Genomic DNA, 13,359 nt, shown 5'->3' on the forward strand with positions numbered 1-13,359 from the left:
GTGCGCCTCGGCAGATATCTCGATGTCGAGATAACTCTAGTACATGGGGGCGAGCTGGTCATGCCCGGGCGCGGTGTGGCGTGCTGTGGCGTACACCCCACCCCGAACCCTCCCCGAGTGACCCGTGCGGCCATCAGTACGCCGAACGGGGGTATCCGATGTCCGCCGGGAACACCCGGCGCGACCCGGAAGGAGCACGATGCCCCTCACGTTCCGCAAGAGCTTCCGGATCCTCCCTGGAGTACGGCTGAACATCAACAAACGTTCCTGGTCCGTCACCACCGGCGGCGGGAACGGCCCACGCCACACCCGCAGCAGCACGGGACGCCGTACGACATCGATGGATTTGCCCGGACCTTTCGGATGGCGGCGCACCCGCTCGACCAGGCATCATTGAGGCGGCGTTGACATCCCCTCACCCTGACGGACCCCCCGAGAGGCGCCATCTCATATCTGAGATAGCCTCAATCTCATGGCAGACGACTACCTCGTACGCATCGGCAAGCTCATCCGTGACGCCCGGCAGCACCGGGGCTGGACACAGTCACAGCTCGCGGAGGCGCTCGGCACCAGCCAGAGCGCCGTCAACCGCATCGAGCGCGGCAACCAGAACATCAGCCTTGAGATGATCGCCCGCATCGGCGAAGCGCTGGACAGCGAGATCGTCTCTCTCGGCTACTCGGGTCCGATGCACCTGCGTGTGGTCGGCGGCCGGCGCCTCTCCGGCGCCATCGACGTCAAGACCAGCAAGAACGCCTGCGTGGCCCTGCTGTGCGCCTCACTGCTCAACAAGGGACGCACGGTGCTGCGCCGCGTGGCCCGCATCGAGGAGGTCTACCGCCTCCTGGAGGTGCTGAACTCCATCGGCGTACGCACCCGCTGGATCAACGACGGCACCGACCTGGAGATCGTGCCGCCGGCCGAGCTGGACATGGAGGCCATCGACGCCGAGGCGGCCGTCCGCACCCGCTCGATCATCATGTTCCTCGGCCCGCTGCTGCACCGCATGGACCGCTTCCGGCTGCCCTACGCCGGCGGCTGCGACCTCGGCACCCGCACCATCGAGCCGCACATGATCGCGCTGCGCCGCTTCGGCCTGGACGTCGCCGCGACCGAGGGTCACTACCACGCGGTGGTCGACCGTCAGGTGCGCCCGGACCGCCCGATCGTGCTGACCGAGCGGGGCGACACCGTCACCGAGAACGCGCTCCTCGCCGCCGCCCGCCACGACGGCGTCACCGTCATCCGCAACGCCTCCTCCAACTACATGGTCCAGGACCTCTGCTTCTTCCTGGAGGCCCTCGGCGTGCGCGTCGAAGGCATCGGCACCACCACCCTCACCGTGCACGGCATGCCGGTCATCGACGCCGACGTGGACTACTCCCCCTCCGAGGACCCGGTAGAGGCGATGAGCCTGCTCGCCGCGGCCGTGGTCACCGAGTCGGAGCTGACGGTCCGCCGCGTCCCCATCGAGTTCCTGGAGATCGAGCTGGCGGTCCTGGAGGAGATGGGCCTCGACCACGACCGCACCCCGGAGTACTTCGCCGACAACGGCCGCACCCGCCTGGTGGACCTCACCGTCCGCCCCTCCAAGCTCGAAGCACCGATCGACAAGATCCACCCCATGCCCTTCCCGGGCCTGAACATCGACAACGTCCCCTTCTTCGCGGCCATCGCGGCCTCGGCACAGGGCCAGACCCTCATCCACGACTGGGTCTACGACAACCGCGCCATCTACCTGACCGACCTCAACCGCCTCGGCGGCCGCCTCCAGCTCCTGGACCCCCACCGCGTCCTGGTCGAGGGCCCCACCCGCTGGCGCGCCGCCGAGATGATGTGCCCCCCGGCCCTGCGCCCCGCCGTGGTGGTCCTGCTGGCGATGATGGCCGCCGAGGGCACGTCCGTGCTCCGCAACGTGTACGTCATCAACCGGGGTTACGAGGACCTGGCGGAGCGGCTGAACTCGATCGGGGCGCAGATCGAGATCTTCCGGGACATCTGAGAGCCGTCAGAATCAACGCCGTTCCCCCTCTCTTGACCTGCACTTATGCGGGCCAGGAGGGGATTCGGTTTCGCCTGTGGGACTTCTCAGGGACTTTTGGGCCGAGTCAGGAGTCTGCCGGGCACAGGGGCTGAGGGACGGATTGCCCGGCACTGCACACGTGATGGGTGGTGCGACGCGGGCGGGGCCGGAGGGACGTGTCGTGCCTCCGGCCCCGCCGTGCTGCCTGGGCCCCGCCGGTCTCCGCGCGGGACCGGTTGTCCCGGGGGCTCAGGCGGTCGGTGGGTCCGCCGGTCAGTAGGCGGAGTCGACGTTGTCCATGGAGCCGTACTTGTCGGCCGCGTAGTTGGAGGCGGCGACGATGTTGGCGACCGGGTCGGTGATGGAGTCCTTCGTGCCCTTGACGTGGTAGGTGTCGAAGGTGGGCTGGATCGTCTGGAGCAGGCCCTTCGAGGGGATGCCGTTCTGGGCGTTGACGTCCCAGTTGTTCTGCGCGTTCGGGTTGCCGGACGACTCGCGCATGATGTTGCGGTGCAGGCCGTCGTAGGTGCCCGGGATGTTCTTGGCGTCCATGACGTCCAGGGCGGTGCGGATCCAGCCGTCGAGGTCGTCGCCGTGCTTCTTCTCGCCGGCCTTGACGATGGCCTCGACCTTGTCGGTCTGGGCCTGGGGCTGCGCGGTGGAAGCCTTGGCCGGCTCGGCGGCGTGTGCCGGGCTCGGGGCGAGGGCGAGGGTGACGGCGGCGGCGCCCGCAGCGGCGACGGAGGCAACGGCGGACTTGCGGATGTTGGGGCGGCGCATGATGGTGTGCACGGGTGTACCTCTCCATTCGGGAACGTGATGGGGAGGCCGACGGGGGGTCGGCGACGCGGTGTCCGCGTTGGACGCGGCTTCGCGTCATCAGGGCCGGTGTCTGGATCACGGACGGGCTCTTCCCGTTCCGGTCCCGGCGCTCGGCTCCCCGGTACGCCGAACACACTGCGGAACGCTCCGGCGCCGCGACAAGTGTGTGACCTACTACGCCGCTTCGCAGACCGGCCGCGCGACTCGCCCGGACGGGCGGCGACCACGCGGGCGAGCGGCCGTCGGGCGTCTACTAACCCCGGCCCCGTGTGACGTGAGCCCTGTGCGCGCCCTCACACAGCCGGTCACCCAGCGGTCACCTCTCGCTACCCCACGGAGGCGGCTGCCTCGCTCGACGAAACGGCGCAGTCACCTTTCGGAGTCGTCAGGCAGGCCGGCGTCCCGGTACCGGGCGAGGTGGTGCACGAGGACGCGCGTGACGAGGGAGTGTCAGTCGGTACGCGCGGAATTACGCGCCCGCCGCGGCCGGGGGACGCGCATCGGTCACCGCATCCGGGTCGGCGGGCCGGCTCGCCGCGTGCAGGGCTGCGCACACGTCCTCCGGCCTCAGATGCACTGCGAGTCGCTCCTTGGCGGCGAGGAAGGTTCGCATGACCTGACGGTAGAGGGGGGCATTGGGGGGTGAGGTGGGCGAACGGAGAGTAGTCGCGGCGGTCATCTCGCCGCGAACACGCACTCCGCCCAGACCGTCTTGCCCGAACCTCCAGGCCGGAGGTGCCAACCCCAGCGGGTGGCGAGACCCGCGACCAGCAGCAACCCTCGGCCGCTGGTGTCCTGTGGGTCGGGAGCGGTCAGCGCGTCCGGTTCGGGTGGTGTGCATTCAGTACGGGTGTCGGTGACCTCGATCCTGACCGTGCGGGCGGGTTCGCTCGCGTGCAGGAGCAGATGGAAGTCCCGGCTGGGGACGTGGCCGTGTCGTACCGCGTTGGCGGTCAGCTCACCGACGATCAGCACGATCTCCTCGTGCGGGTCGGTGCCGTACGCCATTCCCCAGGCGTCCAACCGGTGTGCGGCCAGCCGACGGGCGAGGCGGGCACCCCGTGGAGTGGAGGTGAAACGCATCTCGAAAATGTGGTTCAAGACGTCGCTGGGAGGGGTGGGCCGGGAGGCGCTGATGGGGCTGGGGAGTTGGCTCGTCATGCCGACGACGGTGCCGTCGGTCGCGTAGCGTGACCAGTGGTGACGCACCGACGCGGCCCGTTGTACGCGTTGTGGCGGTACGGGTACGCGGTGCGCGGCGTGACGAGGTCGCCGGGGCGGCGTTGGGGCAGGGAGGCGGTAGCGATGACCGAGGTTGCACGCGAGGGGGCCGACACCGTGGTGGCGGACGACGCGGGTCAGGCGACGGCAGACACGTCCGGCCAGGCCGTGGTCGTCGCGTTCGGGCAGACGATGAAGACGCTGCGGGTACGGGCGGGGTTGGAGCGGGAGGAGTTCGGGCGGCGGATCGGTTATTCGGCGTCCACGGTCGCGTCGTACGAACAGGGGCGGCGGATCCCCTCGCCCAGGACCATCGAGCGCGCCGACGAGGTCCTGGACGCGGGCGGGTTGCTGACGGTGTGGAAGGAGCAGGTGGAGCGGGCTCAGTATCCGGTCCGCTTCCAGGGGATGGCAACTCTGGAGAAGGAGTGCATCGAGCTGCTCATGTACGACGCGTTGATCGTCAACGGCCTGCTCCAAACCGAGGAGTACATGCGTTCTCTGCTTGGCATGAGGCGCCCGCCTCTGACCCCAGAGACGATCGATCAGCGGGTGACCGCGCGGCTGGCACGGCAGGACATCTTCGACCGGCAGCCCGCGCCACTACTGGGGTTCGTAATGACCGAGGCGGTGTTGCGCCACCGCTACGGCGGCACAGGCGTACTACGCGGCCAGCTGGAGTACCTCCTTCTGATCGGACAGAAGCGGAACGTCGAGATCCAGATCATGCCGCTCGACTGCGAGGACAACGCGGGCGTGAACGGGCCGTTCACCATCGTCACTCGGAAGGACGGCAATAAGTTCGTCTACTCCGAGGCGCACGCAATCAGCTCACTCGTAGCCGACCCTGAACAGACGGTTCTCGCTGCCGCACGTTATGGGATCATCCGATCGCAGGCTCTCAGTCCGCGGGAGTCCTCGCAGTTCATCGAGAAGTTGCTGGGAGAGCTATGAACACCGCCGAGTCCAAACTCACCTGGTTCAAGAGCAGCTACAGCGACACCGAGGGCGGCCAGTGCGTCGAGGTCGCGGCCGGTAAGGAAGTTGTACACGTTCGAGACTCCAAGTCCGAGGCCGGTCAGATCGTCCGTGTCTCGCGTGAGGCATGGGCGGGGTTCGTCGGGGAGGCCTGACGGTCGTACGTCAAGCGTGAGCCCTGCCGCCCGATCAAGGGCGGCAGGGCCTTTTCGCAGTCTCAAGGGTTCGCGCTGCGTCCGCATGCCAAGGCGCACAAGTGTGCGCAGATCGCGGACCGACAGCTTCGGCCAGCAGGGGCGCCGGCCACGGCCGCCGCTGCGGATGGAAGACTGGGCGCAGGCTCGTACGACGCGTCGGATTGGGGCCGAAGGTCGCGGCGCCGATCCCTGAGCATCCGAGGCGGGGCTCGCGTGTACGTCGAAAGTGCCGCGCCCGGAGCCCTGACGGAACTGCCCCCGGGCGGCGGACCGTCACGCCCGCAGGGAAGGGAACACCGCGAGGATGAACGACGCCGACCCGGTACTCGACGACCCGGTAGGTCAGTCGCTCGGCCATCGACACGCGCATCTCGCGCGCCGGCTCGGCCGGGCCGCCACCTACCTCACGGACGTGGCGACCTTCTCCGCCGTGTCCACCGACCCGGACGCGAAGGACTGGGCCGACCTCGTTGAACTGCTCGGTCCCGGCGCCTTCGCCGACATGTTCAGTTGCCCGGCCATCCCTCCCTCGGACTGGGAGCCGGTCTTCCGCCTCGAAGGCCGTCAGATGATCTGGCCCGGTGACGGCCTCCCCGACCGACCGGGCTCCGAGTCCGACGCCCGCGTGGTCGAACTGGACGCGGACAGCGTGCCCGAGATGCTCGCCCTCATCGCGCGAACCCAGCCGGGCCCCTTCTGGCCCCGCACCCGCGAACTCGGCACCTACCTGGGTGTCCGAGTGGACGGCACCCTGGTGGCGATGGCCGGAGAACGCCTGCGCCCTCCGGGGTGGACCGAGATCAGCGCCGTCTGCACCGCTCCCGACGCACGCGGGCAAGGACACGCCGCCCGCCTCGTCGGTGCGCTCACCGCCCGCGTCCTGGCCCGGGGCGAACGCCCCTTCCTGCATGTGGCCGAGGCGAACACCGGCGCGCTCGCGCTGTACGAGCGGCTCGGTTTCAAGACCCGCAGGCAGGTCACCTTCCAAGGCTTCCGCACCCCCTGACGGTCTCGGCGGTGCGCTCGTGGCATTCGCCGCCTGCGGCGGGGGGCCTGTTCCGCCCGGTAAGTTCAGGTCCTTGCACCGACCGCAGGCGTCATGGCCGAGGGCCGTGACCAGGGAGCAGCCGAGCACGAGTCGGGTGCTGGACGGATGCCGTGTCGGCGCGACCCGACCTCGCAGATCCGGGCGCCACCATGAGCCGGATCGGCTTCGGCGGGCTCAACGCCGCACGCCGAGGGCGGCTCGGCGAGGGGCCGCGCCGAATCGACGTCGTTTCGGAGCATCGGTGCGCGGCCCGTTACGCTCGACCGGCACGGGGGACTCGGCGCCCATGACACTCACCAGGGGCACGCACCGCTCGCGCAGCTCCGGCCGGGGGCCGGCCGCGGCCGTCAGTATCGGTGTCGCGGCAGGAGTGACGGCTGCGGCCGGTCTCCTGTTCGGCCGCAAAGTGGCCACGATCAGCAAGGTCGGGAAGGGGCATCCGCTCAAGCACCGGGCACTCGACCTGGCGGCCGGTGCCATGCAGTCGAAGTATCCCCTCGACGCGATGAGCACCTACCTCAACGGCTTCCACATGTACGCCGACGACATGGGCCGGCAGGTGGAGGCCACGCACTTCTGCATTCATCTCCAGCACGACCTGCACCAGTGCGTGATCTTCGACCGCAACGCACCCGACGCCCGTCTGATCGGCATCGAGTACATCATCAGTGAGGAACGCTTCCGCGGCCTGCCCGAGGACGAGAAACGGCTCTGGCACAGCCACCACTACGAGGTCAAGTCCGGCATCCTCACCGCCCCCGGCATTCCGGACCTGGCTGAGCACGCCTACTTCGAGGACCTCGTGACCACGTACGGGAAGACGTTCCACACGTGGCAGTACGACCGCGACGACTTCCCGTACGGCATCCCTCAGCTCATGATGGGCTTCACCGCAGACGGGCAGGCGTCGGACGAGATGATCCAGGCCCGGGACGACAGCCTCGGTCTCTCCACCTCGGGCAAGCGCGAGAACCGGGCGGACATCCCCATGCCGGAGGTGGCACCGGGCGCCAACGCGTGGGAAAGCGGCCGGACGGTGCAAACCCGAATCGAGGAGATGGACTTCAAGCGCTGACCGCTCAGCGCTCACCCCTCGCGGATGAGCGGCCACCGTGCCGGCCGGAGCGCGTCCACCAGCCGCACGGTGCGGGTTCCGGCCGGCGGATCATGTCGGGCGATGAGGCTGCGGCGCCGCTGTTCGGCTGAGCCAGGAGACTGGGGACACTTCCGCCGAGGTCCGGTTCAGGTGCCGGGCAGGGATCGGACGACGTACGTCATGTGCTGGACGTTTCCTGCCCAGAGCCACTGGGTGTGGGTGCCGGTGCCCTCGCTGTCCGTCGCGGGCCCGTCCGCGCAGTCCCGCAACCAGGTCTCCCCGGCGCTCGCGACCGCGTTGCGGAAATCGGGCAGGTCACGGATCCGGCGGGCGGCGGCCCGGATGTCCGTCGTACGGTCCGGCCCCCCGTTCCACACCTTGCACAGCACGAACGAGCGCTCGGCGGTGTAGCGGAGGACGCCCCAGGGCGGGCCCCCGCCCCCCGGCTCCGCCGCCAGGGCTGCGGCAGGCTGCACTCCGTAGTCGCCGTATCTCAGCCGCGAGAGGCGTTCCCGGTGACCCGCCCGTACCTCGTGCCACATGTCCCAGTCGGCACGGGGCTCGTCGTGCGGCTCACCGAACCGCATCATGTCGTCGGTGACGTGGGGGAACGCCCCACCGAGCACGGCGACGGTCCGCCAGTCGTCGGCCAGTGCCACCAGAGCGTCCAGAGCGCGCAGCGCCTCTTTCCCCGCGTCGGGGCGGCCGGGCAGGACGGCACCCAGGTCCAGCAGCAGATCGACGGGTACCTCCCGGTCGACCCGTGCCAGCAGCGCGCCGACGGCCCCGGTGACTCCTCCGTCCCACTCCCCCGGCATCCGGACACGGACACCGAGTCCGCAGCCGCAGCGGCGTGCGGTCTCCACCGCGGCCGTCTGCTGGGCCTCGCTCCGCTCGGGACCGGTCACCGGGCGGAGCAGACGGTTGAGGGCGCTGTACTCGGCCAGGATCGCGGCGAGTGCCGATACCTGCGCGGCCTCGGCGAACGGGGCGTCGATCCAGCACGGCCAGCGCCGGTGCACGCCTCTCACCCGGTGCAGTTCCTTCCGCCAGTGGGCCCTCTTGAGTTGTGCCGAGGTCGTCCCCGGATACGCTGGGAGGTTCCAGAGCGGGGCGACCGCCGCCTGTATGTCGGGCCGGAGGCGTTCGTAGGCCATCCGGGCGTGCTGCCGGACCGGCAGGACGGGAACGTAGAGCGGTTCGGACATCGCGGCTCCCCTCGACACTGCCCGCGCGCTTTCCCTTCCCGCCAGGGTCCGGGTACGTCGATGCGCGGGAAAGGGAGCCCTTTCGGCCCGAATGGCCGGAGTGCGCGAGTGCGTAGTGACGGTGTGACGCAAGTTGCACGCTTGGTGGTGTTCGGTGGTCCGACGCGCCAAGGGGACGACACGTGGGTGAACGTTTGGACGAGTCCGGTGCCTACACGGCTCGTCGTGGAAGCGCTCTCAGCGCCGTCGCTCGCGTCTATTGTGGGGCACACGGATTCATGGCAGAACAGCAGAGCAGTCGCCAGATCCATCGCAGACGCACATGAGCAGACGCACATAAAAGGAGCGCCCACCGTGTCGGAGCAGACCGTGAGGGCCCGTCCCACGCTGGAAGCCGTCGCGGCGCGCGCCGGCGTCTCCCGTGCGACGGCCTCCCGGGTCGTCAACGGAGGCGCGGGAGTGCGGCCCGCGCTGGCCGACAAGGTGCGCCGGGCGGTCGAGGAACTGGACTACGTGCCCAACCACGCGGCCCGCACCCTGGTCACCCGGCGGACCGGCGCGGTCGCGGTGATCATCGCGGAGCCCGAGTTCCGGGTGTTCGCCGATCCGTTCTTCAAACAGCACGTACGGGGGATCAGCCGGGAGCTGACCGCCCACGACACGCAGCTGGTGCTGCTGTGGGCAGAGGGTCCCGAGGACCACGAACGGATCGCGCGCTATCTGGGGGGCGGGCACGTCGACGGCGCGCTCGCCTTCTCCCTGCACGACGACCGGCTGCCGTCCCTGATCGCCCGGACCGGGGTGCCGGCGGTGCTCGGGGGCCGGCCGGCGGGCAGCGAGCACCTGGGCATTCCGCTGGTGGACTGCGACAACCGCGGCGGTGCCCGGGACGCGGTGCGTCATCTGGTCGGCCTGGGCCGCAGGCACATCGCGCACATCTCCGGGCCGCGCGACCAGACCTCGGCGATGGACCGGATCCACGGTTACCGCGACGTCCTGGTCGACGCCGATCCGCTGCTGCTGTGCGAGGGCGACTTCACCGAGGAGAGCGGGGCGCACGCGATGGGCGAGCTGCTCGACCGGTGTCCCGGGACCGACGCGGTCTTCGCCTCCAACGACACGATGGCCCTGGGCGCGCTGCGCACGCTGCGCGAGCGAAAGATGCGGGTGCCCGAGGACGTCGCGGTGGTCGGCTTCGACGACATGGCCTCCGTGGTCCGGGCCGCGGAGCCGGCGCTCACCACGGTCCGCCAGGACATCGAGGGCATGGGCCGGATCATGGTCAAGCTGCTGATGCGTCTGCTGGACGCGCCCGGCGAGGAGGTACCCGCTTCCGTGATCACCCGGACGACGCTGGTGTGCCGGGCCTCGGCCTGACGGGCACTCGGAACTGACGGGCGCTCGGCCCGAACGACGAACGGCGAACGGCGGGTGCGGGGCCGGAGCCCCGCATCCGCCGCCGTCACCCGCCGGAGGCCGCCGGGTGCGTCAGTCGTAGGGAATGACCACCGTGGACGTGTCGCCGCCGGTGCGCAGCAGCGCGCTCCCGTTGCCGATCGCGCTCCAGACCTCCAGCCGTACCGTCCCCCCGTCCAGGTTTCCGAGGGTGCCGGTCGCGGCCTTCAGGCCGCGGGTCTGGTCGTACTCCTCCCAGCCGGTGACCGGGTCGGTGGCGAAGTACCGGTACGTCTCGGTCCGGTCGAAGGTGCCGTCGCCGGTGAGGTCGTAGCTGATGCGGGCCTGCTGGCCGAGGCCGACGGCGGTGCGGGCGTCCACCGGGAGGCGGAACGTGGTGGACGCGCCGGCCTTGAGGGTGGCGTTGACGCCCTTGGCCTCGTAGACGAGGGGCTTGTTCGGGGTGCCGTCGTGGTTGCGGCCCTCGGCCGAGGGGATGGTGTCGCTGGCGGTCGTGCCGCCGGTGGCCGTGGTGAGGGCGCCGCCGGAGCGGAGCTGGAAGGTGTTGCCGGTGGGCGGCTCGGGGTCCGGGTCCGGGCCGCCGGTGTCGGTTCCGGTCCCGGTCGCGGTGGAACGCGCGGGCACGGTGAGCGTCTTGCCGTCGGAGAAGGTGACCGTGCGGGCCGTGGAGCCGTGGTTGTGGGCGGCGTAGGTGCGGGTGCCGTCCTTGGTGAACACCGCGGACGTGGGCAGGTCGCCGGTGACCGAGGGGTCGGGGGCGCCGAGCGCGTCCAGGGTGGTGATCCAGTGGTACGTGTGTGCCTTGGACTCGCCCTGCTCCGGGGTGTACCCGGCGTGGCCGGCGTCCCACTTCGCCTTCGCGCCGGCCGGGTCGGCCAGCGACTGGAACTCCCAGAGGATGTCGCGCCATTCGACGGCGGGCCCGCCGTTCTCGCGCTCCATCTCCGCGATGTTGCGCCGGATCGCGTCCTTGTGTCCGGCCAGGTGCGGGGAGCCGCCCGCGGTCACGGGCAGGACGTTGATGCCGTGGATCTCCTCCGGGTTGGCGGTCCACCAGGTGGAGTACGCCCCGCCGCTGCCCCACACCATGCCGACCGTGTCGTGGGTGAAGGAGCCGGGGAAGACCTGCTGGTCGGCGTCGAACCAGTACTGGGCGATCGCCTCCCCCTCGGTGGCGAGCAGGTAGCTGCCGAGGTCCCGCAGTTCGGTGTTGCCGGTGGCCGAGCCCCACAGGACCAGCGCCGCGCTGAGGTTGGTGGACTCCGAGGAGGACTCCTGGTTGTTGCCGGCGGCGAAGCCCTGGTGGCCGGAGGCCCAGCTGTGTCCGGCGTAGACGTCGAAGCCGCGCAGGAACGGGAAGGCGCTGTCGGTGCGGCTCGGGTTGGCGGTATCGCGGACCAGGGTCTTGACCATGCCGCCCCAGGCGGAGTCCGCGGCCCAGGAGGCGTCGTACTGGGCGACGATCGCGGCGGCGTACACGTAGTAGCCGTAGTGGAAGTGGTGGTCGTTGAGCTCGGCGTCGCTGCCGTAGGAGGCGGGGTAGCCGGTGAGGGTCTTCCAGTCCTTGTCGTACGAGAACTCGCTCGCCCCGCCCGCGGTGAACCACTCCTGCAGGCGGCCCTTGAGCAGGCCGACGAGTTTGTCGCGGACCGCAGTCTCACCGATCTGGTCGGCGAGCGGCACCAGTTGGGCGAGCTTGCCCAGCGCCTTGCCGGTCCAGTAGGTGTCCGTCGCCCCGGAGAACGGGTCGGAGGAGTTGGCGACCTCGGTCAGGTGGGTACGCAGCCGGGACGTGTCGACCGCGTTGGTCTTCGGCAGCGCGGGCAGGACCGGGGAGGCCTTCTGACGGGTGGTGAAGGAGGCGCTCTCCCGGACCTTCATGGTGCCGCGGGGAGAGACGTAGGTGTACGGCGTGAGGGTGTCGGTGGTGTTCAGCCACTGGTGCCGGTAGAGGGCCTGGAGGGTGCCGCGTTCGGTGCCCTCCTTGGCCTCGGTGGTCAGCTTGTACGTGGCGCCGACCATGCCGTCGGAGGTGCTCCAGTCGACCTGCGATCCGGTGACGAAGCTGAACGCGTACGTGCGGAAGGTCGCGAGCGCGTCGGTGGACGGCAGTACGGCGAGGGAGAAGTAGTCCTTGGCGCCGAGCCCGGCGGTGATCGTGGTGCCGGAGATGTTCCAGTCGCTGCCGGTCGGCGCGAAGAGGGCGTAGTGGTGGCCGCCGACCGTGATGCCGACGACGTTGCCCTGGTCGGAGAAGACGGTCGGCGTGGCCGCGGTGGTGATCCGGGCGCTGCCGCCGGAGCCCTGGGCGTAGACGAAGGGCATGCCGTGGCCGATGGTGGTCCGCAGGGTCCGGGTGCCGTCGGACCAGTACGGGGTGACCGTCCAGTCGGACCAGGCATCGGCCTTGGTGTCCGGCGAGTTGAGTCCGCTCAGGCCGAGGGTGAGGTCGCGCTTGTGCGCGTACTCGTACTGGCGGCCCTCGCCCACGACGGCGGGGCTGGTCGGGTAGCCGACCTCCAGTCCGCCGGAGACGGCCTGGTACGTGAGCGGGTGGCCGTACATGGGCGTGGAGTACGGGTTGTCGCCGTAGCGCTGGAAGGCGAGGGAGGACCACCAGTCGTTGGTGGGCACGGGTCTGTCCTTGGCGGCCTGCGTGACCTTCGGGGTGACCGGCGCGCCGGTGTTGGTCGTGGGGCCGGTCGTGCCCGGCGGCCGGGTGTCGGAATAGCTCCCGGCTCCTACGGGGACGGTGGCGGCGGCCGCCGGACTCGCGGCCGGGCCGATGCCCACGGCCGCCAGCGCGGCGGCCAGGACCACCGCGGCAGCCGGCCGTGATCGGGGAGTTGGCATGGAGTGCACCTCGTGTCGTCGTGAGGGACGGGCTCGTCGGCGGCGGTCGCGACAGCCCGGGGCGGATGCCCTGGAGCCGCGGCGGAACCTTGTGGGGAGAGTCGGAGAGCCCGGCTGAGAGCGCTCTCAGGTGGCGGAAAAAGTAAGACCTTTGAAATCGGTTGTCAATACATCGCACAAGGCGAGGCACCCATGGGGGCAAACCGGAGAATTCGACACGCCCTGGCTTCACTGTCTCTTCAAGCTCTGACGGGACGCATGGATGCGGGCCACCTCCTGGCGCAAGGAGCCGAACCGGTCCGCGCCGACACGCCCGCCGGGTAAGCCCTCCGGCCGGCCCGCACGCGGACGAGCACCGGGCGCCGACCCGGTGCTGACCGGCGCCCGTGGTGAACCGCTCACGGCCGGGTGCCCCGCGGCTCTGCACACGTTCCAAGCACGTTCTCAGTACGTCGCACTTCGCTTTTCGTACTTCCTACAACCCGGCTGTCGAACCG

12 protein-coding genes are annotated in these 13,359 nt (G+C 70.1%); 7 read left to right on the forward strand and 5 right to left on the reverse strand.

The annotated features are described in order from the left end of the window. Window positions 1–199: 199 nt before the first annotated feature. Both ABEA26_RS31575 and ABEA26_RS31580 read left to right on the forward strand, forming a co-directional pair. Window positions 200–397 (forward strand): DUF4236 domain-containing protein, encoded by a 198-nt coding sequence (locus tag ABEA26_RS31575; protein WP_345596943.1) that lies wholly within the window; start codon window positions 200–202, stop codon window positions 395–397. Between the two features lie 75 nt (window positions 398–472). Continuing rightward, on the forward strand, window positions 473–2,002 hold the full coding sequence (locus ABEA26_RS31580) for a helix-turn-helix domain-containing protein (RefSeq protein WP_345596944.1): 1,530 nt from the start codon (window positions 473–475) through the stop codon (window positions 2,000–2,002). Window positions 2,003–2,296: 294 nt separating this feature from the next. Here ABEA26_RS31580 and ABEA26_RS31585 read toward each other — a convergent pair whose 3' ends face one another. From ABEA26_RS31585 to ABEA26_RS31595, 3 genes are all read right to left on the reverse strand, one after another. Continuing rightward, entirely contained in the window at window positions 2,297–2,815 is a 519-nt protein-coding gene (locus ABEA26_RS31585; RefSeq protein ID WP_345596946.1) for a transglycosylase SLT domain-containing protein, read from the reverse strand. A 499-nt stretch (window positions 2,816–3,314) separates the two neighbouring features. Beyond that, window positions 3,315–3,458 carry a hypothetical protein gene (locus ABEA26_RS31590; RefSeq protein WP_345596948.1) on the reverse strand — a complete coding sequence of 48 codons (144 nt, stop codon included), beginning with the start codon at window positions 3,456–3,458 and terminating at the stop codon, window positions 3,315–3,317. A gap of 62 nt (window positions 3,459–3,520) precedes the next feature. After that, a complete protein-coding gene (locus ABEA26_RS31595; protein ID WP_345596950.1) occupies window positions 3,521–4,006 on the reverse strand; it encodes an ATP-binding protein in 486 nt (161 codons plus the stop codon). Between the two features lie 144 nt (window positions 4,007–4,150). Here ABEA26_RS31595 and ABEA26_RS31600 point away from each other — a divergent pair, with 144 nt between their 5' ends. From ABEA26_RS31600 to ABEA26_RS31615, 4 genes are all read left to right on the forward strand, one after another. Continuing rightward, window positions 4,151–5,020, forward strand: a complete 870-nt coding sequence (locus ABEA26_RS31600; protein ID WP_345596964.1) for a helix-turn-helix domain-containing protein — start codon at window positions 4,151–4,153, stop codon at window positions 5,018–5,020. Beyond that, window positions 5,017–5,199, forward strand: coding sequence for a DUF397 domain-containing protein (locus ABEA26_RS31605; protein WP_345596952.1), 183 nt, complete (start codon window positions 5,017–5,019; stop codon window positions 5,197–5,199). Before ABEA26_RS31600 ends, ABEA26_RS31605 begins: the two co-directional genes overlap by 4 nt. A gap of 346 nt (window positions 5,200–5,545) precedes the next feature. Beyond that, window positions 5,546–6,247, forward strand: a complete 702-nt coding sequence (locus ABEA26_RS31610) for a GNAT family N-acetyltransferase (protein WP_345596954.1) — start codon at window positions 5,546–5,548, stop codon at window positions 6,245–6,247. A 328-nt stretch (window positions 6,248–6,575) separates the two neighbouring features. Next, on the forward strand, window positions 6,576–7,364 hold the full coding sequence (locus ABEA26_RS31615) for an OBAP family protein (protein ID WP_345596956.1): 789 nt from the start codon (window positions 6,576–6,578) through the stop codon (window positions 7,362–7,364). A gap of 167 nt (window positions 7,365–7,531) precedes the next feature. Here the strand turns inward: ABEA26_RS31615 and ABEA26_RS31620 are convergent, their stop codons facing one another. Beyond that, the gene (locus ABEA26_RS31620) at window positions 7,532–8,593 is read right to left on the reverse strand and encodes a beta family protein (RefSeq protein ID WP_345596958.1); all 1,062 of its coding nucleotides are present in this window, start codon (window positions 8,591–8,593) and stop codon (window positions 7,532–7,534) included. 354 nt (window positions 8,594–8,947) lie between these two features. Here ABEA26_RS31620 and ABEA26_RS31625 point away from each other — a divergent pair, with 354 nt between their 5' ends. After that, window positions 8,948–9,970, forward strand: a complete 1,023-nt coding sequence (locus ABEA26_RS31625) for a LacI family DNA-binding transcriptional regulator (RefSeq protein ID WP_345596960.1) — start codon at window positions 8,948–8,950, stop codon at window positions 9,968–9,970. 111 nt (window positions 9,971–10,081) lie between these two features. On the opposite strand, the gene ABEA26_RS31630 is transcribed toward ABEA26_RS31625, so the two are convergent. Continuing rightward, the gene (locus tag ABEA26_RS31630; RefSeq protein WP_345596962.1) at window positions 10,082–12,862 is read right to left on the reverse strand and encodes a glycosyl hydrolase; all 2,781 of its coding nucleotides are present in this window, start codon (window positions 12,860–12,862) and stop codon (window positions 10,082–10,084) included. Window positions 12,863–13,359 lie beyond the last annotated feature (497 nt).

Source organism: Streptomyces marokkonensis, assembly GCF_039539045.1.
Lineage (GTDB): Bacteria > Actinomycetota > Actinomycetes > Streptomycetales > Streptomycetaceae > Streptomyces > Streptomyces marokkonensis.